This window comes from Acaryochloris sp. CCMEE 5410, from assembly GCF_000238775.2.
Taxonomy (GTDB): domain Bacteria; phylum Cyanobacteriota; class Cyanobacteriia; order Thermosynechococcales; family Thermosynechococcaceae; genus Acaryochloris.
In genome coordinates this window covers 1,780,565-1,804,464 of the sequence record NZ_AFEJ02000001.1, presented here as the reverse complement: position 1 = coordinate 1,804,464, position 23,900 = coordinate 1,780,565, and the positions used below count along the sequence as shown (strand labels likewise).

General features: G+C 49.1%; 24 protein-coding genes and 1 pseudogene. 17 read left to right on the top strand and 8 right to left on the bottom strand.

All coding sequences use genetic code 11. The features are described from left to right. The first annotated feature begins 98 nt into the window (after positions 1-98). The 3 genes from ctpA (at position 99) to ON05_RS07970 (ending at position 3,249) form a co-directional block, all read left to right on the top strand. A complete protein-coding gene (gene ctpA / locus ON05_RS07980) occupies positions 99-1,331 on the top strand; it encodes a carboxyl-terminal processing protease CtpA (RefSeq protein WP_262561399.1) in 1,233 nt (410 codons plus the stop codon). Further along, a complete protein-coding gene (locus ON05_RS07975; protein ID WP_010471639.1) occupies positions 1,315-2,586 on the top strand; it encodes an HD domain-containing protein in 1,272 nt (423 codons plus the stop codon). The genes ctpA and ON05_RS07975 overlap by 17 nt, the downstream gene beginning before the upstream one ends. A gap of 246 nt (positions 2,587-2,832) precedes the next feature. Next, entirely contained in the window at positions 2,833-3,249 is a 417-nt protein-coding gene (locus ON05_RS07970) for a CAAD domain-containing protein (protein WP_010471642.1), read from the top strand. A 92-nt stretch (positions 3,250-3,341) separates the two neighbouring features. On the opposite strand, the gene rnhA is transcribed toward ON05_RS07970, so the two are convergent. Then, positions 3,342-4,115: a ribonuclease HI gene (rnhA, locus tag ON05_RS07965; RefSeq protein WP_010471643.1), complete on the bottom strand. Its 774-nt coding sequence runs from the start codon at positions 4,113-4,115 to the stop codon at positions 3,342-3,344. Positions 4,116-4,207: 92 nt separating this feature from the next. On the opposite strand from rnhA, the gene rdgB reads away from it, so the two are divergent. Beyond that, positions 4,208-4,783, top strand: coding sequence for an RdgB/HAM1 family non-canonical purine NTP pyrophosphatase (gene rdgB, locus ON05_RS07960; protein ID WP_010471645.1), 576 nt, complete (start codon positions 4,208-4,210; stop codon positions 4,781-4,783). On the opposite strand, the gene ON05_RS07955 is transcribed toward rdgB, so the two are convergent. Continuing rightward, entirely contained in the window at positions 4,780-5,334 is a 555-nt protein-coding gene (locus ON05_RS07955) for a hypothetical protein (RefSeq protein WP_010471647.1), read from the bottom strand. The genes rdgB and ON05_RS07955 overlap by 4 nt on opposite strands. Before the next feature lie 78 nt (positions 5,335-5,412). Beyond that, on the bottom strand, positions 5,413-6,183 hold the full coding sequence (locus tag ON05_RS07950) for a TIGR00297 family protein (RefSeq protein WP_010471649.1): 771 nt from the start codon (positions 6,181-6,183) through the stop codon (positions 5,413-5,415). 20 nt (positions 6,184-6,203) lie between these two features. Between ON05_RS07950 and ON05_RS07945 the strand changes: the two genes are divergently transcribed. Next, positions 6,204-6,653 carry a VOC family protein gene (locus ON05_RS07945; protein WP_010471652.1) on the top strand — a complete coding sequence of 150 codons (450 nt, stop codon included), beginning with the start codon at positions 6,204-6,206 and terminating at the stop codon, positions 6,651-6,653. A gap of 110 nt (positions 6,654-6,763) precedes the next feature. Here ON05_RS07945 and ON05_RS07940 read toward each other — a convergent pair whose 3' ends face one another. Together ON05_RS07940 and proB are read right to left on the bottom strand one after the other, a co-directional pair. After that, the gene (locus ON05_RS07940) at positions 6,764-7,675 is read right to left on the bottom strand and encodes a CPBP family intramembrane glutamic endopeptidase (RefSeq protein ID WP_010471654.1); all 912 of its coding nucleotides are present in this window, start codon (positions 7,673-7,675) and stop codon (positions 6,764-6,766) included. Between the two features lie 68 nt (positions 7,676-7,743). Beyond that, the gene (gene proB / locus ON05_RS07935; RefSeq protein ID WP_010471655.1) at positions 7,744-8,859 is read right to left on the bottom strand and encodes a glutamate 5-kinase; all 1,116 of its coding nucleotides are present in this window, start codon (positions 8,857-8,859) and stop codon (positions 7,744-7,746) included. Between the two features lie 193 nt (positions 8,860-9,052). Between proB and ON05_RS07930 the strand changes: the two genes are divergently transcribed. From ON05_RS07930 to ON05_RS07900, 7 genes are all read left to right on the top strand, one after another. Further along, positions 9,053-9,580, top strand: a complete 528-nt coding sequence (locus ON05_RS07930; protein WP_010471656.1) for a hypothetical protein — start codon at positions 9,053-9,055, stop codon at positions 9,578-9,580. A 56-nt stretch (positions 9,581-9,636) separates the two neighbouring features. Beyond that, on the top strand, positions 9,637-10,389 hold the full coding sequence (locus ON05_RS07925; RefSeq protein ID WP_010471657.1) for a metallophosphoesterase: 753 nt from the start codon (positions 9,637-9,639) through the stop codon (positions 10,387-10,389). Positions 10,390-10,451: 62 nt separating this feature from the next. Next, positions 10,452-11,303: a class I SAM-dependent methyltransferase gene (locus ON05_RS07920; protein WP_010471658.1), complete on the top strand. Its 852-nt coding sequence runs from the start codon at positions 10,452-10,454 to the stop codon at positions 11,301-11,303. A 191-nt stretch (positions 11,304-11,494) separates the two neighbouring features. Further along, the gene (locus tag ON05_RS07915; protein WP_010471659.1) at positions 11,495-11,737 is read left to right on the top strand and encodes a hypothetical protein; all 243 of its coding nucleotides are present in this window, start codon (positions 11,495-11,497) and stop codon (positions 11,735-11,737) included. Next, entirely contained in the window at positions 11,737-12,201 is a 465-nt protein-coding gene (locus ON05_RS07910; protein WP_010471661.1) for a PIN domain-containing protein, read from the top strand. The genes ON05_RS07915 and ON05_RS07910 overlap by 1 nt, the downstream gene beginning before the upstream one ends. 80 nt (positions 12,202-12,281) lie before the next feature. Continuing rightward, positions 12,282-12,617 (top strand): hypothetical protein, encoded by a 336-nt coding sequence (locus ON05_RS07905; RefSeq protein ID WP_262561397.1) that lies wholly within the window; start codon positions 12,282-12,284, stop codon positions 12,615-12,617. Positions 12,618-12,840: 223 nt separating this feature from the next. Next, complete coding sequence (locus tag ON05_RS07900; protein WP_262561396.1) at positions 12,841-13,200, top strand: hypothetical protein; 360 nt, start codon at positions 12,841-12,843, stop codon at positions 13,198-13,200. Here the strand turns inward: ON05_RS07900 and ON05_RS07895 are convergent. Continuing rightward, positions 13,201-14,650 (bottom strand): annotated as a pseudogene (locus tag ON05_RS07895) (ISKra4 family transposase). Positions 14,651-14,888: 238 nt separating this feature from the next. Between ON05_RS07895 and ON05_RS07890 the strand changes: the two are divergent. Continuing rightward, positions 14,889-15,296, top strand: coding sequence for a DUF4259 domain-containing protein (locus tag ON05_RS07890; protein WP_010469341.1), 408 nt, complete (start codon positions 14,889-14,891; stop codon positions 15,294-15,296). A gap of 77 nt (positions 15,297-15,373) precedes the next feature. Here ON05_RS07890 and ON05_RS07885 read toward each other — a convergent pair whose 3' ends face one another. Further along, complete coding sequence (locus ON05_RS07885) at positions 15,374-16,294, bottom strand: acyl-CoA desaturase (RefSeq protein ID WP_010469339.1); 921 nt, start codon at positions 16,292-16,294, stop codon at positions 15,374-15,376. A gap of 148 nt (positions 16,295-16,442) precedes the next feature. Between ON05_RS07885 and ON05_RS07880 the strand changes: the two genes are divergently transcribed. Both ON05_RS07880 and ON05_RS07875 read left to right on the top strand, forming a co-directional pair. Beyond that, positions 16,443-17,537 (top strand): ATP-binding protein, encoded by a 1,095-nt coding sequence (locus ON05_RS07880; RefSeq protein WP_010469338.1) that lies wholly within the window; start codon positions 16,443-16,445, stop codon positions 17,535-17,537. 2 nt (positions 17,538-17,539) lie between these two features. Beyond that, a complete protein-coding gene (locus tag ON05_RS07875; protein ID WP_010469337.1) occupies positions 17,540-20,359 on the top strand; it encodes an AAA family ATPase in 2,820 nt (939 codons plus the stop codon). A 15-nt stretch (positions 20,360-20,374) separates the two neighbouring features. On the opposite strand, the gene cobJ is transcribed toward ON05_RS07875, so the two are convergent. Continuing rightward, the gene (cobJ, locus tag ON05_RS07870) at positions 20,375-22,213 is read right to left on the bottom strand and encodes a precorrin-3B C(17)-methyltransferase (RefSeq protein WP_010469336.1); all 1,839 of its coding nucleotides are present in this window, start codon (positions 22,211-22,213) and stop codon (positions 20,375-20,377) included. A gap of 372 nt (positions 22,214-22,585) precedes the next feature. On the opposite strand from cobJ, the gene ON05_RS07865 reads away from it, so the two are divergent. Both ON05_RS07865 and cobO read left to right on the top strand, forming a co-directional pair. Then, on the top strand, positions 22,586-23,059 hold the full coding sequence (locus ON05_RS07865; protein ID WP_010469334.1) for a hypothetical protein: 474 nt from the start codon (positions 22,586-22,588) through the stop codon (positions 23,057-23,059). Between the two features lie 189 nt (positions 23,060-23,248). After that, positions 23,249-23,893, top strand: a complete 645-nt coding sequence (cobO, locus tag ON05_RS07860; RefSeq protein ID WP_029314985.1) for a cob(I)yrinic acid a,c-diamide adenosyltransferase — start codon at positions 23,249-23,251, stop codon at positions 23,891-23,893. The last annotated feature ends 7 nt before the right edge of the window (positions 23,894-23,900 follow it).

Here is a 23,900-nt window from a genome sequence, read left to right as displayed (position 1 = left end):
CTTATTTTTAAGAATCACGGAAAATAAAATCAACGTTACAAAGCGCTTTTGAGGAGCTGGAGGGGCAAGATAAAGCCGAATATCGTTAGAATTTACAAATGATTAAACGTATTGTTAGCTATATATTTATTCTGCAATTTGCCCTCTCTCTAGCGATTGCCCCTCCTGCAGCCGCCTTAACTGAAGAGCAATTGCTCTATAACGAAGCTTGGCGTCTAGTGGATCAAGCTTATGTGGATGACTCCTTCAATCATCAGGATTGGCGGACGGTGCGTCAAAAGGCGTTAACCACCCAAATGCCGGATCGGGAGTCTACCTATAAAGCTATCCGCGACATGTTAGATAGCCTTGGCGATCCGTTTACTCGCCTGTTACAGCCGAAGCAATACCAGAGCTTAAAGACCAGTACGTCTGGTGAGCTAACTGGGGTTGGTTTACAAATTATTCAAAATGAGGAATCCGGCTATTTAGAAGTATTGGCTCCTATTGAAGGATCACCAGCTGCTAGTGCAGGGGTGCAAGCAGCAGACCAAATTCTCAAAATTGACAATATTCCAACCACGGACCTGTCCCTAGATGAAGCGGCTGAGCGCATGCGTGGTCCCATCGGGTCAACGGTAAAGTTAAAGGTGGAACGTCCTGATCAGGGCGTATTGCTGTTTCCCATTAAACGCGATCGCATTGCCATTAATCCGGTATTTGCTGAATTGCGTCCCCAACCCAACGGTCAAGATATTGGTTTTATCCGTCTGCGCCAATTCAACGCCAACGCCACCCAAGAAATGCAGGCGGCGATTACCCGGCTGGAGGCCGAGGGAGCTGAAGGCTATATTCTAGACCTACGGAATAATCCGGGGGCCCTTTTGCAAGCTGGGGTTGAGATTGCCCAGATGTGGCTTGATCCAAGTCCCATCGTCTACACCGTTGATCGCCAGGGGATTCGCAATAGCTTTGACTCTAAAGCCGGTTCCCTAACGGACGCCCCTCTGATTGTTTTAGTCAATCGGGGCAGTGCCAGCGCCAGTGAAATCTTGGCAGGGGCTTTGCAAGATAATGGTCGTGCTCAATTAGTAGGTGAGCAAACCTTTGGCAAAGGTTCGATTCAGTCTCTGTTTAATCTGTCGGATGGCTCCGGTCTAGCGATTACCATCGCGAAATATGAAACCCCTAGTCATCGCAACATTAACAAGGTGGGGATTAAACCCGATAAAATCGTTGCCCTCAAAACCCTGCGAAGTGACCAAGTGGGGACGGATGCAGATACTCAATATCAGCAGGCCCTCAAACTTCTGGCAGAACCAGCGGTGATTGCCAGTGCAACCTCTACCTAGTCGGACCTATCATGATCCCTTACATGGGAGCATTACCTTAACGGCCCAAGATCCGGTTGAATCTCTGCTGATTCAGTTGATCGATACCCCTGAATTTCAGAGATTAAGGCGTATTCGTCAGCTGGGGACCGCCAGTCTTACTTTTCATGGTGCTGAAGGTTCTCGGTTTACCCACTCTTTGGGGGTGATGCATATCGCTCGGTTGGCCTTTGATCGGTTAATCCAGATCTATCCCCAATTGTTGCCCTACCGTGCCCTCGTTCTTTGCGGTGCTTTGCTACATGATATTGGTCATGGCCCCTACAGCCATACTGGCGAGGATATATTTAATAGCCATCATGAGACTTGGACGCGCACCATTTTGAGGGAGTCCCCCCGCATGCGCACCTTGCTGGATCAATTTGACCCGGATTTAGCCTCTCAGTTGGAACAAGTCTATTTAAAGACTTTTGAGTTACCCATTGTTAGTCAGCTCGTGTCGAGTCAGTTGGATTGTGATCGCCTCGACTACCTTTTGAGAGATAGCTATTTCACGGGGGCGTCTTACGGCCAGCTCGATTTAGACCGCATTCTGATGGCGTTGGATTATGACCCCCAAACCCAGCAGTTAGTCGTGGAGCAAAAGGGGCAAGCTGCCATTGAGCATTATTTGGTGGTTCGCTACTTTATGTATGCCCAGATCTACAATCATCCCAAAAATTTGGCATCGGCTTGGGGCTTAGTGCAAGCTTTTCGGCGGGCCAAAGAACTATTGAAGGAAGGAAAAATTAGCGCCGATCAAACCGTAAGGGCCTGGTTGTTTCAGACGGACGGTAATTTATCGCTGCAGGATTATCTAGCTGCGGATGATATTGTCTTTACCTACCATCTGCATCAGTGGCAGCAGAGTAATGATGCCATTTTGAGCAATCTATGTCGCCGTCATCTTAATCGGGATTTGCTGAAGGCCATGGATATTACCGATCTGACAGCAGCTCAACAAAAAGACTGTTTAGCCCATAGCCAGAACTTGGTGCAGGCGCAAGGCTGGGACCCCAAATACTATACGGGGTTGCAAGTCGCGCTGACTCGTGGCTATACCTTGTACCAACGGGGCATTAATTTACTCACGGGGCAAGGACTGGTGGAAATTAGTGAAGTGTCGGTCCTTGTCCAAGCCTTAATTCAACCGTTTCGACGAGCGTGGATTATTTATCCCCTAGGGATTGAGAATGATCTCAAGCAGATTCCTGTTTTACAGGAGCAACGGCAGTAAAAGCACCTCTACTAAACATAGCTGGAACGGTTCTGCATTGGAGTGAATCATGACATCCATTTCCAGGCGAAGATATCTCTAGAAAAAATGGGTAACATGTTTAAATCACATACCTGCGTACAAGCAATCAATTATGTGGTTCTAGGGTCATGTTAGGCTTAACCCGGATTAAGTAGATGATCTTGAGATATAGTTTTATTTCTGCTCGATAAATTATTTTGAAGTTGTTATTCCCTTAAAAACACCATGGATGCTGACCAGGAAACAAAGACGACTGCCAACTTGGATGTAAGTACCGAAACCTCTGGAAGCTTGTCTCCTCTTTCTGCGGACGACTCCACTTCGATTGATGTTAATGAGATTGGCAAGCAGTTAAGAGACTTTGTGGATACGTTCCCCAAACAGGTGGGAGAAACTTATTCCATTTATAAAAAACCTCTAAATCTGTTCTTAGTCATTTCTGCTGCAGCCGTTGCCGCAGCGGTTGCAAATGGCGTTTTAGACGTTCTCAATTCAATTCCCTTCGTTGCACCACTGCTCGAACTGATTGGTCTAGGCTATTCCGCCTGGTTTGCCTGGAATTACTTAACCTATGCCGAAAAACGACAGCAGTTGGTAGAAGACTATCGTCAGCTCAAAGCTAAAGTTACAGGGCAAAGCTAAAGTTTCAAGTGGGTCTTGCTAACCCACCTCTTTAGACTTGATAGATTTGTGAGGCTGCATTTGCAGCCTCACTTGTTTTTTGGAGCCGATGCTTAGGAGTTAAGACGCTCTAACTGCCACAAAATCTGGTTGCCTTCCCGACGGACACGGGAGATTAGCCAATTGCGCCACACCCATTCATCCCCTCTGCTAGTGACCGCGTTGGCGTGGACCGCCATTAGATCTGCTAATTCAGAACTGCTGATTAGATAACCCTCTTTCGCAATGTGATCGGCAATTTCCAACGTTTCGACTAAATCCTGCAGATGAGAGATCCTTGATTCACTGGCAGGATGTTCTGCATGATCGGGAGGATGTTGATTCACTTCGGGAGAGTCTGGCATGGCACTGGGGGTAATTTGGTGAAGGTCAGGGGTTTGATGCTGGGAAAAAGCACGGGCGATCTGATCACATCGCTCATTGCCTTCATGGCCTGCATGAGCGCGGATATATCGCCAGTCTATGGTCGCATCATTAAGTTGATCGAGCTGTTGCCACAAATCTTGATTCAGAACCGCTTTACCTTTAGCTGTTTTCCAGCCTTTGCGTTTCCATCCTGCCAACCACTTAGTAATGCCATTTTTGACGTACTCGCTGTCAGTATAGAGGGGAATGGTCTTGGGTAACGGTTGGTCTTGCAACAATTCCAAGATTGCGATCGCAGCCTGCAATTCCATCCGGTTATTCGTCGTTTGAGGCACAAACCCGCCAATTTCATGGCAGGATCCATCCTTGAAGTAGATGACACTGCCCCATCCGCCTGGACCGGGATTCCCCGAGCAAGCGCCATCAGTATAGATACTGTCAATATCAGAAAAAGCCGGCATGGTCCGTCATCATCACAGCAAACATCGCTCCTATCCTAGGTGATTGGTCGCAAGGATAACAGAACTGATTTTTAACAGAGGAGATCCACCCCATGCCCCCCTTGATTGTGGCTACCCAAAACCCTGGCAAATTAAAAGAGATGCAGCAGCACCTCGCCGATTTGCCCTGGGAGTTACAGCTAATGCCCCCGAATCTGGAGATTGAAGAGACCGGCACCACCTTTAGGGAAAATGCAATTCTCAAGGCAACCCAGGTGGCAAAGCACTTGGAGCAATGGGCGATTGCCGATGATTCAGGTTTAGAAGTTATGGCTCTGGATGGAGCTCCCGGTCTTTACTCTGCCCGATATGGCAAAACCGATACAGATCGGATTCAGCGTCTGCTGACAGAACTCCAGGGGAAGGCCGATCGCAGTGCTCAGTTTGTGTGCGTGATTGCGTTGGCCCGACCGGATGGCAGTGTGGCCTGCCAAGCCAAAGGTATTTGTTCGGGGGAAATTCTTCAGTCTCCCCAAGGAGAGGGCGGCTTTGGCTATGACCCTATCTTCTATGTTCCCTCTCAGCAACAAACCTTTGCCGAACTATCGGCTGCCGTCAAACGCCAGATCAGCCATCGGGGGGAAGCCTTCAAGGTGTTGAGACCCCAACTATTAGCCCTGGAGACTTAAGGGAAAATCACTAAATGCCACTCGGCATTCATCTTTTCGAGGATGGGCTGCTGGGTATCCCCCACCACATAAGGACCCCAGTATTTTTGCGACCCATCCAGGGCAAAGGCCATCAAGACATCGCCTTGATAGAGCTGCATGGGACCTGAGGGTAAGGAGACTTTAAGACCGTCAATACTGCCCTCTTGGGGAGCAAAGTCCCAATGGACCGGCTCTTTAAAATGGGGCATGTTAGGGGGACTGGGATGGTTGGGGTTGAGATGACTGCGAAGGACAATGCGAATGGGATATTGGGTTTGATTACTAATGCGGAGGACATCGGTACGAGGGTCAATGGATTTGGGAGGTATTTTTTTGGTGATGCTCTCCGGTCGGTCTTTGGCCATGGCATCGGGGACTGTTGGTTTGACTTCCAGCACGGGGGGGACCTTCTCAGCGGTGACGGAAGGTTCAATCCAAATACTGAAGTAAAGTTGTGTTAACAACAATGCTGCTGAGCCGCCTACGACTGCAGCCAGCACCATCGGTACAATCCCAGCTTTTGAAGCCATCCCTGTTTGGCCTCCGTCTTATTGATGCATCATCCTATCGTATATTTTCCCCCTGTACATCCTGACGGAAGGAATGTCTTAATTTCCAATCAGTCCGGTCCACACTAGAGCCATTCCCATGGCGACGACCGCCCCAATAAGGGTATTAATCCCATTAACGACTTCATTAGTGAGCCAACTGAATTGGGATTGGACCGTCGCTCCGATCACGCTCTCTAAATTGGTAGCAATAAAGGCCGCAATCACGCACCAGATTACCCCGACCCCAGAGATGAGACCTACTGCCCAGGCTAAGAGGGCAATCACTACCGAAGCCAACATACCTGCAACCGTCCCTTCTAAACTAACAGCCCCTTCAGTTCCTCGAGGCACGGGTCGCAAAGTCGTAATCAGAAATGTGCGATTGCCATAGGCTTTGCCGATTTCGCTAGCAGTCGTATCAGAGAGTTTAGTGCTAAAACCGCTCACATAGCCCAAACAAAGCAAAGGTCGATAGGGCAAAGGAATAACTAAAGTCGCTAGGGCACATAAGGTTGAGCTAGCAGCAGAACCCCAGACATTCTCAGGTCCCCTGGCCCCGGATCGCTTTTCTGCGATGCCAGCGGCTTCTTTCTCAGCCATGCCGACTTTTGTGACGGCGGATCCAGCCAAAAAGTAGAATAGAACGACGCCATATCCTGGCCACCCCAACACACCCCAGACGATTACCCCTAAGATCCAGGCATGGACTAATCCTGTAGGTGTTAACAGTTTGGAGACGAGTTTCCAGCCCACCAAGCCTAACCCTGTATTTAACAAGGCAGCAAGGAGCCAGGGATTCAACGCTCCAATGGCATCAATCAAAGTCATTTTTGGGAACTATTGAAACTATGGATACACAACCGCCCACCACTGACTTCATCCTATTCCACCTGGCTTTTCCTGTCACGAATATCCCAGAGACGAAAGCCTTTTATCAGCAAGGCTTAGGCTGTGAGCTAGGTCGCGAAAGTCCCCAATCTCTGATCATGAGTCTCTATGGCCATCAGTTAGTGGCCCATGTCACCCGTCAGCTAGAACCCCAAAAAGGTATCTATCCACGGCATTTTGGACTGGTTTTCTCTCAACAATCCGCTTGGCAAGAATTGGTGGATCGAGCTGAAAAGCATCAACTTAAGTTTTACCAACCGCCTCGTTTACGCTTTCAGGATCAGACCCTAGAGCATTTCACCGTTTTCCTAGAAGATCCGTTTCACAATCTGTTGGAGTTCAAGCATTACCGCAATTCAGAGGTGATCTTTGGCGGCCATGAGTTTAAACAAATTGGGGATATGCCTTAGAGGCTGTTTGAAAAGACCTATCTTTATATGAGAAACATGTATTTTAGGCTCTGTCTGTCAACGAGAGATCAAGGGTTTTAGACTACTGACTGACCTTTTCAAACAACCACTTAGGTTTTTGAACTTTGAGCTTGAAGGCGCTGGGCGAGATAACGACGCCATCGACTCCAGCCAAATACCGCGACAAACCCGATAATAATCGCCACGATACTAATCACACCGGCTTCCGGACCAAACGCTCCTCCCGTAATCCAAACTGGGCCAGTTACCCTATGGTCAATCCAATGAAAGCTGGTAAAACCACTGACAGGGAAGCCAAACACCACGCCTTCAAAGAAGTTCCAACCTGCATGAATGCCAAGGGGTAACCAGAGTTGCTGGGTAACGAGCCAGGCAAACGCCAGCCAGAGGCCAGCGAGAAAAATAATAATGGTGGAGAGGGCACCAGCATTGGCATTACCGATGTGGCGGGCGGCAAAGAAGATGGACGTTAAAACAATGGCCAAGGCTAAATTGAGCCCTTCCTTGATATTTTGCAGGTAATAGCCCCGATAGGTTAGCTCTTCTTGCCAAGAGGGGCATAGCCCAAGAACTAATAAACCTGCCAAGGTCTCAGCGACAACGGTTCCCATCGAGTCTTGTTGCCACCGATAGCCAATGAACTTCAGCCAGCCAGCTTGGTATTCGATGGTATAAATCCCCCCCATCAACACCCCAGCCAGCAAGAATCCAAATAGTAAATCCCACAACATCCAGATATTCACTTCTAAGCCGATGGAGTCGAAGGAGTGGCGGTCGAGGTAACGACGGGCTAAGTAAATGGAAAGGGTGGTTGCGGCAACGAATAGCAGCTTGTCGAAGATAAAGGCTTGTTGAGTGGCATCTGAGACATTCCGAAAAAAAATAAAGTGAAGAAAGATGTAGAGAACAAGCTCTAGCCCATTCTGGACAACGATTCGCCAGCCCGCTCTTAGCCTACGGGGGCGTCGACCAAAAAATATAGTTCGAAGTTCAATACTCACAGGGCGTACCGGGCCTGTGGGGCGAATATTGAAGATATTTTGATGTATAAGGTCATAAATATGGGGATTTATCCTGTAATAACCAGATTATCGCGATGCACGACAGTTTCTGCTCCGGCATATCCAAGCACCTGGGGAATATCCTCCGATTGACGCCCCTGTATGCGCTGCAGCTCATCACTACTATAGTTGACCAAGCCTCGGGCAATTTCTACGCCCGCAGAATCATAGAAGCAAACGGCTTCTTGGCTTTGAAACTCGCCTTCAACGGCCGTAATACCCGCTGCCAGCAAAGATTTTCCCAGCGTTGTAATGGCTTTTGCTGCGCCATCGTCCAAAATGAGTTTGCCCGTTGGTACTAAGGCATGAGCGATCCAATGTTTGCGGGCATTGTGGGGGCGAGGATGGGGTTGAAATTGGGTGCCGAGGGATTCTCCCGCCAGAATCCGAGGAATGTTCTCAGGGGTTTTGCCTTGGGTAATCACGGTCCGAACACCTGCATTTGTTGCGATCGCAGCTGCAGAAATTTTGGTAGCCATTCCACCTGTTCCCCACTGAGACCCTTGGGCCCCTGCATTGACGTTTAGTGCAGCCAATTCTTCCATCCGCTCGACAGTGACAATGGGCTGGGCATCAGGCTGGGTACGTGGATCCGCCGAATAGAGGCGATCTACATCCGTGAGAATAAAGAGCCAGTCTGCCTGAACTAATCCTGCCACGAGGGCCGATAGGGTATCGTTATCGCCAAACCGGAGCAGCTCATCTACGGCGACCGTATCGTTTTCATTCACAATTGGTATCACACCTAATTTGAGCAGCTCTTGCAAGGTATTGGAGGCGTTGATATACCGACTGCGATCGGCTAAGTCGCCGCGGGTCAGCAGTACCTGGGCAATGGGCTGTTGCAAACTAGTAAAAAAATCATCGTAGATGCGCATCAATCGCCCTTGACCCACTGCTGCCACGGCCTGCTTGAGGGCAATGGCTTTAGGACGTTCCGCTAAACCTAAGCGGGCACAACCAATCCCGACGGCCCCAGACGACACGAGAATGACTTGGTTGCCTACTTGTCGCAGTTGGCTAAGGACTTCTACAAGGGAGGCAATGGTGGCTAAGGCCAAATGCCCAGTGTCTGGGTTGGTTAAGCTGGAAGTGCCAATTTTAAGAACTAAGGTTTGCGACATATAGTCTCTGGTCGTTTCTGGGGAAGACTAGGCCCACAGATACCTAGATTAAAAGAATACAGGTATCATGCCTTACCTATACCAATTTCAATCATGTCATTATCAAACATTGCTCTGAGGCAAAGAGTGAATGAAATTAAGGCCAGATTTATTCGTTCGTCCTATAGTCGGATGGACAGGCCAACTTTAGCTCATGGTGAATAACAATCTGGTTGTTGGTGACTTGAATCGCTTTGGCTTCCAACTTGGATTTCATCCCTCTTCAAAGCCGATGCGTAAAGTCTCGATTTTTATTGGTGGGCAAAATCTGACTCCTTTCGATAATTCAGCTTATCTGCCCAGTTTTGTGAATCGACTACAAGCGACTTCAGAATGGCTTAAGGGTAAAATCGATTACTTGAAATATGAACAGCTATTGAATGGACTTAATCTCACAGAGATCCACAACACATTGGCTCATAACCATCTAGCCATCTTGACGGATGATGAATGGGATCTAGTTAGAAAAGTGCATACTTTCGGAGATTGGGGTGAAATAACTGACGACTTCAACGCATTCTTAATTCCTTATTTTGATCGGCTATATCTGACCTATCAGCTACGAAATAATGACTTGCGTGAATTCAATATCCTAGATGTAGTCGATGGCATCGAAAGCACCCCCTATGAACTCATCATGACCCTGGATGAAGCCATTTCCTGCTTGACGGGGCAAAAATGATGGATCAAGCGTGTTTGCCGATTTGTGCTGGTTAGAGCCTGAGTTCGTGTGATTGGATGAAAGCCCATATCCTGAGTGATTTACATATTGAGTTTGAGGATTTCGCTCCTCTACCCACAGATGCAGATGTAGTCATTCTGGCGGGGGACATTCATGTGGGTAAAAAAAGCATTGAGTGGATAAAAACGAGATTTCCAGATCAGCCTGTTATTTATGTGTTGGGTAATCATGAGTACTACGGCAGGGCCTTTCCCAAGCACATCCATGATCTCAAGCAGTTGGTCGCAGATACAAATATCCACCTTTTGGAAAATGATCGCTTAGTCATTAATGAGGTGACATTTTTGGGGTGTACTTTATGGACGAACTTTAAATTGTTTGGTGAGCCCCAAATTGCAGGCTACGAGGCAACTCAGACCATGACGGACTACCGTAAAATCCGTGTGAGCCCAGACTATCGCAAGCTGCGATCCGTTGATACGGCGATCATTCATCAAAAATCCTTGAGCTGGTTGTCTGAGGAGGTGAAGCAGCTCAAGGCGATGCAGCGCAAGGTGGTGATTGTGACGCACCATGCCCCCAGCAAACGTTCCATTCCCCACCTCTACCAAGAGGATATGTTGAGTGCGGCCTACGCATCGCATCTGGATCCGTTTGTTGCCAACTCCCATGCAGCATTATGGGTTCATGGCCATGTCCATTCAGAATATGACTACGCTATTGGCAGCACACGGGTGATTTGTAATCCCAGGGGTTACCCAGATGAACCCAATGAGCGTTTTATCCCCGATCTGGTGATTGAGGTTTAACTATCACCAAAGGCAGCTTTTATCATCCGCCGAAATCCTACTCTCTACAATGAATTGCACCCATGGCACATTCAGCACTGACGCTTCCCTATTTCGATCTGATTCTGAAACAACTCGATCAGGGCGACGCTATTTTTGAACAAGCTTTTGGTCGCCATGTGCATTGGGGCTATTGGGCCAATCCAGATCAAGCTACCTATACAGCCAAGGATTATGGGGCCGCAGCCGAGCAAATGAGTGTTGAAATTTATTCTGCGGCTCAGGTTCAAGACCATCAAACTATTTTGGATGTGGGGTGTGGCGTAGGGGGAACCTTAGCTAGCTTGAATGAGCGTTTTACGAACGTAAATTTGTTGGGACTGAATCTGGATGAACGTCAGTTAGCCTATGCCCGACAGATGGTGACTGCTCGGCCAGAAAACACCATTGAATTTCACCAAGGGAATGCTTGTTCGCTGCCCTTTGCGGATCAATCGGTGGATGCGGTGTTAGCGGTTGAATGTATTTTTCACTTTCAAGATCGCAAGCAATTTTTGCAGGAAGCGTTGCGGGTGCTTAAACCGGGGGGGTGGTTGGCAATTTCTGATTTTGCGCCGTTTGAAATGGAAGGATGGCCTGCTTTTTTCTGGCAGTCAAATTCTGTCTTTCCTAGTTTCTATGGGGCGTTTGATATTACTTACACCCTCCAAAAATATCGGGTGCTGTCTGAGCAGGTTGGCTTTGGGGCAATGCAGTCTAGGGATGTGACTCAAAATACGCTGCCTACCTATGGATTTTTTCAGCGACTGCCCCTGGCTATTGAGATTTCACCGGATTTGTTACCTGCGATCGCACAAACGCTACTGCTCGAAGGAACCAGTCGTTTAGGCCTACTGCGCTATATGATTTTGTCATGGCAAAAGCCGCTGTTGTAATCGAAAAGGACTGCTTGTTTCTCGCTCCAAGAAACTTCCTTTTTGCTTCCCTAACCCTGCATTAAGGATGGATAGTTGAGTAACCTGTAGTTTTCCAGAGTGGCACTTGAAGCAAGACATCGTTTCTTATTGGCAGAGGACAGCACAGATCAGCTAACCTAAAGTTCAGTCGGAGCGTTCAGATTCAGATTATGCTGCGAGAAACCCTCAAAAAAGACATTGATCAGCTTAGTGAAAGCCAATTGCAGGCAATTTCTGATTGTGTCAATGCCGTCAAAGCGCAGGCTCCGCCAATGGCTGAGTCCTTACCGTTTTGGCAACATGCAACTCCGACGGAACGTTCTCAAGACTTCCGTCAGTGGGTTACACACCTCCCCAATACAGCAGTCACTTTAGATGATGATGCGTTTGATCGGGGCAGTATTTACGAGTAGTGGCTCAATATCTGCTGGACACCAATATTGTTCTCAGGTTTAGCAATCCATCTGATACTCTGCACAACTTGGCAACGGAAGCTGTGGCGACTTTGCTAGCACAGGGAGATGAGTGCTATCTCACAGCCCAAGTCTTGATCGAGTTATGGGTTGTTGCGACACGACCAGTGGATGTCAATGGATTGGGATGGTCAATTGAGCAAACACAAAATGTCATGATTCAACTATTGGATCGCTTCCCAATGGCAAAGGAAACAGCTCAGATTTTTCCTGAGTGGTTAAAGTTGGTCACTGACAACCAAATCAAAGGTAAACGAACTCATGATGCTCGTATCGCTGCTGTGATGATGGCTTCAAATATCAACCGTATCCTAACGCTGAATTCTAGGGATTTCTTGGGTATCCCAGATATTATGGTTGTGCATCCTCAAGCAGTTATTGATGAGGCTACCGCAACTGAATAGATAGCCTTCATGAGTGGCCTAACGAGCTGATCATTAACTATGGTACGTTAGTCGTTCAATTGCACCTGAAGATATTGGATTTGCAAGAACGTTTGCACCAATTACGAGATGTACTTTGTAATTCTGAAGCATTTCCTTGGAAAGCTGCCTTATATCTACCTAAAAATGGTGATTGGCAGCTTTCTAGTGTTTGTGCGGTACTTATCCGCAATCAGGATCGTGAAGACATTGATGAAGAGCCTAAATTCGCTGTGGTGAACGATCTTCGCTACGTACTTCAGTTTTCTGATGTTCAAGGAATTGTGTGTAACGCCAAACAACAATTGCCCAATGCAAATGAAGATGAGCTATTTCGAGCCTTCGAATTTTATGTTGATAATGATGCATTCATCGACTTTAGCAATGAAGAGTCATAACAAGGTTTAGGAGGTTGGGCGGGAAGTTGCTAGAGACTTCAGCAAGACGTATCTTGTTCACCAATTACAGGTATTGAGTCTGTTACCTAAACTTGTACAAACCCTACTTCTCGAAGGAACGAGTCGGTTGGGGCTGTTGCGTTACATGATTTTGTCTTGGCAAAAACCACTGGTGTAATTGTCTATCGATCAACGCTATTTATTTCTCATGGATTAAATCTTCATGCTGCAGCACAAAACTATTGAGAAACTCTGTGGGCATAGTTTATTCATAGGTGAAAAACCTTTGTTTCCCGAAACTCATGTTGCCTATCCCTCAGGCTGTGTAGTGTCCAAGTCTGCAGAGATTGTTGGAAATGGTCATGAGTCTTCAGAGTCATTTTTTACTGATGCTAGTGGAGAAGAGGTCAAATCTAATTCCCCATCTATATTCTTTTGGTATGTAGGTGGTTGTTGGAATATTGAAGTTAGGGAATGTGTTCCTGGTCCAGGACCTTATGATTTTCGTGAATGCTTCTCTACCGAGGATGAGGCTGCAGAGAGAATAATTCGTTATTTTTTTGATCCTGAGGATCGGGCGTAGCTAATGGATCGGGGATGCCTTAGACTTCGGAATGGTTACCCCTGGGAATAGGGAGTCAAACCGTTGATTGACCCAGGCAAGCCGCAGCATGAGTAGATGATTGAAACCATCCTCACTCCAGCGCATACCAACCCCCTTAAAGCGCTGTTGAATCAGCCACTTACAAGCACTTTCGACCATTCCTGACCCCAGCGGTATCTGTAGTTGTTCAAAGTGGCGATATTGGATGTGTCGCAGATGGCGCTGGAAATAAGCCTGTACCTGGAGCAACGTCGTAAAAGATTTGCCCGTAAACAATTGTGAGTGAATCAACATCGTCAAGGACCGCAATACTAATAGGTGTTGCCCATGTCGCAATTGGTGTCGCCAGCGCCGAAACCAGGCTTGGGCTTGAGCAGAGCGAGCATCCCCAAACATCGCTTTTGTTGCTCGTGCAAGATGGCCTGCTGCATGAAAGAAATCGAGAACTGCCACAGCACAGTGAGAGAACAAGGTGCGGTAGACTCGCCAGAAGCCTCGCCCCCCATCACTCAACCAGATGACGCTTGGGGCCGATTCAAAGTCTTGTTTGCGGGCTTCGAGGTGCAGTAAGGGATGAACTGGTCGATATCGCCCAATACTGCCACCAGTCTTCGACGTAGTAGTTGGGGGACACGCTTTTGTGCTCGGGTGCCCCGTGTTCCTAGGCGGGCTAAGATAGCAACTTTGACTTCTCGCCACTGGATTTTCCCTTGGGGGTTTCGGGGTGGGGCGAAAGGGCACCATCACACCGTCAGCAGCAATGGCCAAAGGTAGAGCAGACAACACCTCTGAAATCGCTTCACAAGGAGTCTGGTCACCTGAGGCTTGAGCTTTGAGTTGAGTCTCTAGCTCCTGATAAGCTTTGTTGCCCATGACTTGCACCCAACTCCACAAGCTTGATGAGCTGACGGATAAACCACTCCACTGACTCAGCATCCAACTGGCCAGTTCATAGGGCATAAATAGACTTAACAAGCAGCCTAGACGAACCAATTCTTCACTGCTGTGCTGATAGGAGGTAATCCCAATGGATTGATCCAAAGGAGCGGATAGACTACCTGGACACCTGTGGGGACAACGACCCACCCGTCGCTTTCAGGCAATATTTCCCACCAGTGTCTGCATCTGACGAGATTCCCATCCCTTCGAGTGCAAGCGGGTTCCGCAAGTGGGACACCTCGGCCATTCCAATACTGTTTTGCTCGCCGTGAGAGTTCATCCTCCAGAAGCCAGCGAGCCAAAACAAACCCATTTGCAGAACGATATAAACCATCTGACTCAGGCTGGGTGCTTCTTGAGTGCTTCGACCTGTTCTAGAAATTCGTGATGCTCTAGTACGGTTGGCAATTGCGATGTTAGGCTCATGACAAGTTTTTGATTCGGGTACAGGATCTATTGTCCTTGACCCGTTTTTCTTTGAGCCATACATCCCCGATTCTGTGCTTACGCCCCTGAGGATCCGATGTTTATATTGTTTTATAGGGAAGCTGAGAAATCAGCAATGAATGATAACTCATGAAACGGGTAAATTAGCTGACTAAATCATCTAGATTATGTGAAGGAATGCTCAAAATACTCTATTGGTCGACGCTTTTGAGTTAATGCTCGCGCCTCTGAATACGACCCCTCAGCCTCTGTATTGAGTTGATTTTGGAGAAGATGACATTATGGGAGCATGGGCCGAAAATACGTTTGGAAATGATAGTGCATGTGATTGGGCTGGATCATTCCTTGATAATCCTGGATTACCCATGGTTAAGTCTGCCATCACAGCCGTTCTTAATACCGATGCCTATCTCGATAGCGACGAAGCATGTAATTGTCTTGCAGCCTGTGAAGTGCTCGCCCGTCTACAAGGAAAATGGGGATTGCGTGATGTATATAGTGAAGAGCTTGATAAATGGGTAGAGGCGAATTTGACAGCCGTTCCTCATGATCTCAAGGCGGCAGCCGATTCGGCAATCGAGAGAATTCTTGGACCCGGTTCCGAACTGCCGGAACTTTGGGATGACGGAGGTCGAAACGATGTTTGGCACGATGCGATTGACGATCTTCGCAAACGTATTTGGGGCTAATCAAGTACACAAACGGAGTTGCGGTTCAGGCTTACACCTTAATTCAACATTTTGTCTCTACCTGTTTATGCAAGTAGTCACTTATTTCTGCTGAGTTCCAGGGTTTTCAGCCTTGGATTGATTTCAACATCCTGGGGTCGTTGAATATTCCAGGCCAAACCCAACATTTGTAAACAACGAATCAGCCACCAACCTGGATCTGCTTGATGAGGACCATGCCCCAACCGGGCTGAATTGGGAAAAGCATGGTGATTATTGTGCCAACATTCCCCCATGGTGAGCAGTCCCAAACCTGGGACGTTATAGCCTTGGACCCCTGCGCCATCAATATGCCAATCACGATGGCCCCACCGATGGGCAAAGTAGCCCACAAGCCAGTGCCCCGTGATACAAACACTTACGCGGACGCAGATTCCCCAGACTACCCAAGGCCAGCCCCCAATCACGTAAAACACCATTCCCCAAGGCATCTGCTGTAAAAATCGAGTTTTTTCTAACCATTTGTAGAAGGCGTTGGTTGCAACCCGTCTTTCATAGTGGATGGCTGGTGGATACCGCAGATATAGATCGCAATGCAACAGCCAAAACCAGTCTTTGCAGAGGTTCTGGCGGCTGGCAAAATAATCATGACAGTGGGGTTGTCGTTGCGCCCAGTCCCGCAACTCATGCATACGGATAATCGAAAATGGTCCTGCGAAGCCCATCAAGGTGCCGCAGTAGACCATGGCCTGTTCTAGCCATTGGGGGCAGTCAAAACTGTTATGAATTAAGCGACGATGCATACCCACGGAATGCCCCGCACAGAGGGTGATCACGCTGGTGACGGCAAACAATAGAAATGCATCCCCTGAGAAGGTCAAGGGTCCACCGATTAGCGCTGCTAAATACATGCTGCTGATCCAAGCTGATTTTTGGGGAGACCAACGGACTTGACCTAAGCAAGGATCAACGTTGCGATCGCAAGCTTGAATTCTGGCGATATCATGGGCAGTGTTCATCGGGCGGCACCAAATGCTTATCTTCTTTATCTAAACCGGACCCAGGTTGAGATTACGGTTGGACGAGAGGGGACTTAGGGGTGACTTAGGGCTGAGTTTGAGCCAATGGATGGACGATACAATTTGAGCAAAGCCTCTGCACGAAACAATGGCACGATCCCTGCGCGTCACCATCGACAACTTGCCGAAAGTGAAACTGGCTTTGCAACGGAACGGGTATCCCAGTCAAAAGACCTTCGCCGCCGATATTGGCCCATCCCTCTCAACCGTCAAGAATTTTCTGGGAGGGAAACCCATTGACTACGAGAACTTCCGCGAAATCTGTGATCAATTGGGGTTGGATTGGCAAGCGATTGCCTACACAGAGTCCCCATCGGCACTGGATGCTCCATCCGTTGCTCTGGAAGCGTCACCGTTTATCACCGGGGCACCCATTCATCATCCCCGTCATTTCTTTGGTCGAGAAAGACAGCTCAAACGCTGCTTCGCTTTGCTCAAACACCATCCATTGCAGAATATGGCGATTATGGCTCCACGACGGTCGGGCAAAACCTCTTTTCTCCGCTACCTGGCGACCATCACCACGACTGCAGCAGATCAACTGCGACCCCACCAAAAGCAGAATTGGTTGCCACGTCCAGAACTCTATAACTGGATTTTTGTCGATTTTCAAGATGCCCGCATGTCCAGTCAGGATAAACTACTGGGCCATTTACTATCGGCCCTCAGACTGCCGGTTCCTGATGCCCTGGATTTAGATGGCTTTATGGATCGGGTCAGTGGTGCCGTCCATCAGCCCACCGTCATCCTGCTAGACGAGATTGGGGTGGGTTTGCAGCGGTGTCCTGAGCTAGACGATGCCTTTTGGGAAAGCCTCCGATCGTTAGCCACGAATCAAACGGCAGGTAATCTGGCCTTTGTGATCTCTGCCCCAGAAACTCCTATGGAACTGGCCCAAAACGGTGGCTTCAGCTCGCCCTTTTTCAATATCTTTGGCTATTCCACGACATTAGCCCCTTGGCAGCAGCAAGATACCTTAGAGCTAATGGCGAGTTCACCGATTCCCTTTACGGACGCGGATCAAGCTTGGATTTGCCAGCAGAGCGGGGGCTGGCCGTTCCTGGCTCAAATTTTATGTTCTGAACGGTTGTTTGCCTTAGAAAATGACGAAACCGGGACAGCATGGCAAGCCGAAGGGTTGAAACAGATTGAACCCTATCGATATTTGTTGGATCAGACATAACGGTGTCGCGCTTACAGGGCTATACCCATGCTCCGCCCCTCCATCCCAATTTAGTTTTGGGCAGTTTGCATCTACTCTGTTGGTTCTTTTTCCATCCATCGGCCTGGAAACATCACCTGCGCCCCATCAATCTGCGCCCTGATTTCTGTCTAGCCGAGATTGACTGGAGACTACCCCAACCTTTAGTGCTCAAGCGGCTGTTGGTTCAAGGGTATGTGATTCTGCCTCTACTGGTTGGGGGTGCTGTTGGTTTGGGACTATGGGGATTCGGTGTTTCTGGTGCTGATATCGCCTTTGGAATGGCAGTGGGCATGGCTGCGAGTGGCGCTGGCAGCTTAGCCGGGGGAATGGTGGTGGGCTTCGCCGTTAGTTTGGCCAGCAGTTTTATCAGCGGAATTGTGGTGGGACTGCTATTTGGGGCCATGTTGGGAACGACCACCCTTGCTGATCTCGGTTGGGGATTTGGCTCAGCCGCAGCAAGTGTGGGGGTTTTACAGAGCTTTATTCACCCGGTGTCCTTGGTGGGGATTAATGCCTCGAATGTGGCGGCTAGTGTAGCTGTGAGTTTGTCGCCCCGGAGAAGCGATCGCATTCCCGTACCGCAAAAATTCGGTGGTGCAGTGTTGGGGATTGTCCTTAGCCTCAGCGGTCTATGGGCGGTGGCCCAAGCAACGACGCAGCTTCTTCGTCCGGGGGAAATTCCACTCAACCCCTTCTCTTTTGCCCTTTTAGGGTTGGGAATGGGGTGCTTTTACGGTATTGCCCTGGGATGGCGAACACAGCGATGGCGGATGGCAATCCCGATGTGCCTTGGTTTAGGAGCCTTTATAGGCGCAGCAGTGGGACTGGGCTTAAACGTTAACAGTGCTGTGGTTCGGGGTATGGCGATTGGTGGTGGCAATGCCCTACTCTTAACCACCTTATTTGCCCTACCCTATGTGATGACGGAATCCATTGCTGGCCCTTGGATTGCCGCAGTTGTGGGCACCATTGGCAGTGGTGGAGTGTATATCATTTTTGCCAGTCTGATTGGTGGGTTGTCTCTGCAATTAACGTTACCGTTAAGCTTGGTTTGTATCGCTTTGGGCTTAACGATGGCCCAGTGGCGACCTGTTTTGCTGTATCCCTTACAAGTCTTGTGGAATCAGTGTCTGTATCGGTTGGATACCCAAAGAATGGAGGCTAAATCTAGCTATCTGCGATGGCATACGGTGTTCTGGGACGAGTTTCAATATTTGCCCTTAATCGGGCTAGATCAGCATTTAGCCTTGGCTCTAGAGGGTTGGCCACAAGAGGGACAAGCGGCCATCGACTTTATTGATCGAACACCGCAACGATGGGCGGCTCAACATGCCCAAGTGGAAATGGATATTCGCCAGTTAGAGCAATGCCAAACAATCGCAGATATCTGCCAGGTTCAGAAGAAGATTCTGGGTGAAGAGACGGAGGAAAGTTATCTATTCCGCATCTGTAAGCAGATGAGTTTGGATGTGGATGCTGCCTTACAGCAAAGGAGTTCCTACAATCAGCGGTTGGCCCTGAGTGCAGTCTTGGAACGATTGGATGCTCAGCGGCAGGTGATACGAGGGGACGCGGCCTATGTCCTGCGACCAGCAAACAACGGCCATCGCACTGCCAGGTTCCGCACTATTTTTCAGACCTGGCATCAGATTATTGCCCAACAGATAGAAACCCTCCAAACCGAGACGGACCAAAACCAAGAAATTGACTCGCCCTACATTATCGGCATCCCTTTAACCGGGCAACAAGCGCTGTTTGTGGGGCGGACAGACATTAGCCAGCGGATTGAGCAGCTCGTGCGAGATGATCGCAGTCCGGCCTTGTTGCTGTATGGGCAGCGACGCATGGGCAAAACGTCACTGCTCAATAATTTGGGGCGTTTGCTCCCCCAGACGATAATTCCCTTATTTGTAGATTTGCAAGGGTCGGCATCGCGGGCTCAGGATCACACAGGCTTTTTATATAACCTAGCCAAAGCCATGTCAGCCGCTGCAAATCAATATCGCGGCGTTAAATTTCCCCCTTTAGAACGAAGTGATTTAGCGGTTGATCCATTTACCCAGTTTGAAGAATGGCTGGATCAGATAGCGGTTCTGCTGGGCAATCGGACGGCATTGCTAGCCCTAGATGAGTTTGAAGTTTTAGTGGGTGCCTTTGAGCAGGGACGGTTCGATGAAGCGGCTATTTTGGGGATGCTACGTCATCTGATTCAACATCGTCCCCGGTTTAAAGTGTTGCTCTCAGGCACCCATACCTTGGAGGTATTCAAAAGTTGGGCCAGCTATTTGATTAACCTGCAGGTGGTTCCGGTTAGTTATTTGACGGAACCAGAAGCACTGCAGTTGATCACCAGTCCTATCCCTGAATTTGAGTTGCAATATGAGCCTGATGCAGTGCAGCGGGTGGTAGCGTTAACCCACTGCCATCCTTTCTTGATCCAACTGCTTTGTGCTGAAATTATTGCCCTTAAAAATGAGCAGAACATCACGATCCGCCGCCGGGCAACCTGTGCAGATGTGGAAGCAGCGGTTCCCCAAGCTTTGGCCAGTGCCAGTTTCTTCTTTGCCGATATTGAGCAGAATCAAGTCAGTGCCGACGAGTTAGCAGTTCTGCGGTATATGGCAGCTCAGGGGGAAGGAAATGGGGTTGCTGCTAGTGACCTAACCCAATATCTAGATAAATCAGTCGATAGCCTAATTCATCACTTGAGACAGCAAGACCTAATTCAACCCATAGATGGAGGGTATAGCTTCCAGGTGGAGTTGATTCGACGGTGGTTTGCAAAGCTCCCTCCGACCTAGCTGGTTTGACCTGAGCTAAGTCGAGGAATTGGAAGGAGGGAAATAACCTCTGGGGGTAATCATCCAATCCTGGTGAAACCGGGTGGTGGCATTGCCGATAATCACGGTACTGAGCATATCTACGGGCAGCGTATCCAGCTCAGCTAATGTTCCTAGATGAGTCGTTTGGTCTGGACGATACACCGATCGCACCACGGCTACGGGGGTTTGTGGATCTCGGTATTGCAAACAGATTTGCTGAGCTTTGAGCAGATGTTCGATTCGTTTTTGCGATCGCGGATTGTACAGTGCCATCACAAAATCAGCAGCAGCCGCAGCTTCAAGACGCTTTTCGATCACGGGCCAGGGGGTGAGCAAATCACTGAGGCTAATGGCGCAAAAGTCATGCATTAAAGGCGTACCGACCTGGGAAGCAGCCGCCTGCAAGGCAGAAATCCCAGGAAAAATTTGGACGGCTGGGGTCTGCCCATCCCAACCATTCTGCTGGAGCGCTTCCATCACTAAACCGGCCATGCCATAGATACCCGCATCGCCCGAAGAAATCACTGCAACCGTCAGGCCCCACTGGGCTAAATCGATGGCCCGTTGGGCGCGTTGGCGTTCTTGGGTAATGGGGGATGGTTCGATGATTTGACCAGGACGAAACTGCGATCGCACCAGATCTACATAGAGGGTATAACCAATCACCACATCTGCTTGGGTAATGGCCGTTTTGGCCGCAGGGGTCATTTGCTCTAGGGCACCAGGCCCCGTTCCCACTAGCAGCAGTTGCCCCGTACGCTCGGTATATTCTTGCTCAGCTTGAGCAATGGCAACGGTGACCGCCCCAGGTTGTGCCGGGTCTTTAAAGATTTGCTTGGTGACGAGAAGGGTGGTTTGCTGGGCAGCTTTGAGGGCAGCGGCTTCAGCAACGCTGGGTGTCCCTACTTCGGCCTTAACGACATTGGAAGGGGTGGGGACTGCTACGGCTTTTAAGTCTTCAGGGGAATAGCATTCCAGAGGCCAGTTAGCCTGTTGGCAGAGATCCACTAACCCGACTTCATCAGCCTTTAGGTCTAGGGTGGCAACCCCGGCAATGGCTTCCCAAGCCAGTTGATGTTGTTCACAGACTTGGTGGAGGGCCTGTTCCATCAGCTGTTGAGAGGTGCTTCGCTCGCAGCCCATGCCTACCCAGAGAACGCGGGGATGCCATTGGACGGAGGGGTGGTCTGCAGATTGGACTTTGGGGCTGATCCAAATTTGGGGCGCTTCAGTATCGGTAACGAATTGATAGGTGTGAGATGGGGGTAAATGACCTTGCCATAATTCTGAACCAGCGGCTTGATGAACAGTGACGGTTTCACCTCGGGCAATAGCTCCAGCGATAGCGTTCCAGTCTCCAGTCCCTCGTTGCCAGCCAAAAGGTACACCGAGGGTATCGATACTGGGCAAGTTAGCGGCATTGCTAGCCCCGGTGAGGATAGGGGTCGCTCCGATTTGTTGGGCGAGGAGCTGGGTAAGTTGATCGGCTTTTCCCAGGTGACCGCTGCAGAGGCTAATCACGAATTGGCCGGGTTCATCAAGAACGACAACGGCAGGATCTTGGGATTTGTCGGTTAAGAGGGGGGCGATTAGACGAACAACAGCTCCGGTGGCAAGGCAGAAAATTAGCCCCTGGTGGTCGTTCCACAGGGTATGGAGATGGTCTTTAAGAGAGCCTCTATAGACTTGTGTGTTGGGGATATGGGCGAGGGAGGCGGGGACCCAGAGGGTGGCTTTGGTCTGCTGGCAGAGAGGTTGGAGGGTGCGGACGGCGTTTGGGGTGGTGGCGATGGTGGCTAAAGGCTGGAAGGTTTGAAACAAACGTTGACTCAAGTGGAATGCCTGCAGATGGAAGTATAGGAGAAGTCTACTATGGCCAATAGAGAAAATTGGTAAGTTGGCGCAGTTTCAGAATGGCCGAGTTGTTGTGGGAGTCCAAGGAGAATTACAGTTCTGGAAACGATTTTCCACCTCTCTAAATTGGGTGCTTGGGGTGGAAGGGCACGCTTGTTAATTGTCCAGTTCAAAATCGAGCCATCCCAATGCTCACCGCCATTTTCAATTTCACCTTCTACCTACTCCTGGGGCTATTTGTTATATCGGATTCCGAGGCTTACAACAATTCAGGAGCAATTTAGATCACTGCAATGTCAGAGATTTCATATTAGAGATCACTTATCCCTCCAACTATTACTCGATTCTTGAATGCCCCATTGCCCCTTTCGATTGAGTCAAAGGATCGCTTCCACCCTAGTGGTGACTAGTGCGGGCTTATTGCTGGGCTCCTTTCTGTTCAGTGTTTTTATTAATCTATTTCTGCATAAACTGTGGGGGCCAGCCGTTTTACCCTATCCCAGTGCCGAGCAAGTAGGAACTGATTATCTATCAGCCATCATTGCCAAAAATAAGAACTATATTCCTCAACACGACTCTTGCACCCATACCGCTTTAATCAACGACATTGATCAATATGGTGGGGCCAAAATTAGAGATATTTCAGTGCAATCTGAGTGGCGATCTGGCAATAGTGATCACACCTTTGAAATCACCACCATTCGCTTCGATCACCACCAACAGCATGAAGCTTGGCAACCCGGTGAAATCACATTAATGACCGCATCCAATTTGCTAGAACCCCCGCTCCTACCTTTTCGCAAAATCATCTGCAGTGGGGGTTAATGCTAATCCACAACCCCTAGCATTTCATCTCAAACTTTTATCCAGTCCCAAAACCAAGCGATAGGGAAGTCCTCCCTGGCGCATAGATATTGAAGCTGGGCATAGGTCAAGGTCTCTAGCCAACAAATGATCCCTTTGACCGGAAACCATTACTATTTAAAGAGCCCAGTCATTGTTACCGATAATCCTATGACTCAATCGGCCTCTTCCACCTCATCATCCCCTGATACACAACTCACGGCAGAACAGCATCAGCAGAAAATGCAGCGCCGCAAACAGGTACAGGATCAGCGGGTTGCTGAGCGATCGCAAGAGAAAGGCTTAGTCATTGTCCATACGGGAAACGGTAAAGGCAAAACCACCGCCGCCTTAGGCATGGTCATGAGATCTCTAGGGCATGGATATAAAGTCGCCATTGTTCAGTTCATCAAAGGGGCTTGGGAACCTGCCGAAAAAGCTGTCCTAGGAAACTGGCCCGATCAGCTTGTGTTTCATGCCATGGGTGAAGGATTTACCTGGGAGACCCAAGATCGCGAGCGTGACACCGCCAAAGCCCAAGCCGCCTGGGAACAAGCCCTGTCTTATATCCAGAATCCTGACTATCGCCTCGTTCTCCTGGATGAAGTCAATATTGCCCTTAAGCATGGCTACTTGGATGGTGCAACCGTCATCGCTGGGTTGCAGTCCAAGCCCGCCGACACCCACGTTATCCTCACCGGGCGAGGAGCCCCCAAAGAATTAATCGACCAGGCCGATTTAGTCACAGAGATGACTCTGGTCAAACATCCTTTCCGCGAACAAGGCGTGAAAGCCCAACCTGGTATCGAATTTTAGGAGGATC